This is a genomic window from Vreelandella olivaria (assembly GCF_023507745.1).
In the GTDB taxonomy this organism is placed as follows: Bacteria; Pseudomonadota; Gammaproteobacteria; order Pseudomonadales; family Halomonadaceae; genus Vreelandella; species Vreelandella olivaria_A.
Window position 1 is genome coordinate 1 of record NZ_JALPZO010000070.1, and the last position, 640, is coordinate 640.

At 54.7% G+C, this 640-nt stretch carries 1 protein-coding gene; it reads right to left on the reverse strand.

The annotated features are described in order from the left end of the window. The coding region (locus tag HP566_RS06380) for a WD40/YVTN/BNR-like repeat-containing protein (protein WP_425348175.1) at positions 1-640 on the reverse strand (640 nt) is incomplete at both ends.

Here is a 640-nt window from a genome sequence, read left to right on the forward strand (position 1 = left end):
GCGCCTGTGGGAACGGGAATCTCTTGCCAGTGTTCACCGCCATCCTCGGTGCGCCAGAGGTGTGGCCCCCATCCAATGAGATACCCCCGCTGGGCATCGATAAACCGCAGTGCCGAAATATTCTGGTTTTCCGGCCAGTGCAACCGTTCCCAGGATTCCCCCTGGTCGATGGATTTAAACAGTTGGGTCAGTTGGGGGGTATAGCGCTCCCCTGGAGCTGGGTCCATGTGATAGTCCATCCACCCCGTTGCGAGATAGAGCGTGTTCCAGTCCGGTGAAATCCACCAGTCTGCCTGCTGCGCTGGCTCCTCAAAGCGCCGTTCAACGCCTTCCTCAAGTGAACCACCGAGAATGCGTACCGTGCGGCGGTTGGCCCTTTCACTAACATTACCCATCCATTCTTCTGTTGGCTCAGCCCGATTTGGGTTACTACGCTCTTCTCGTGATTTAAATGTTATTTCTGGGCTGGTTAGCTTCATTGACAGCACTTGTTCGCCACGAATGCGAAAATCCCCTGGCCCGTAGGGAGTATCTTCTTTCATAAAATCGCTACTAACACGCTCCCAGCTTGTGCCATGGGTAAATACCCAGTAGCCCAGTAACACCACGCCCAGCGTGATGGTGTAGCGCCACTTCATTT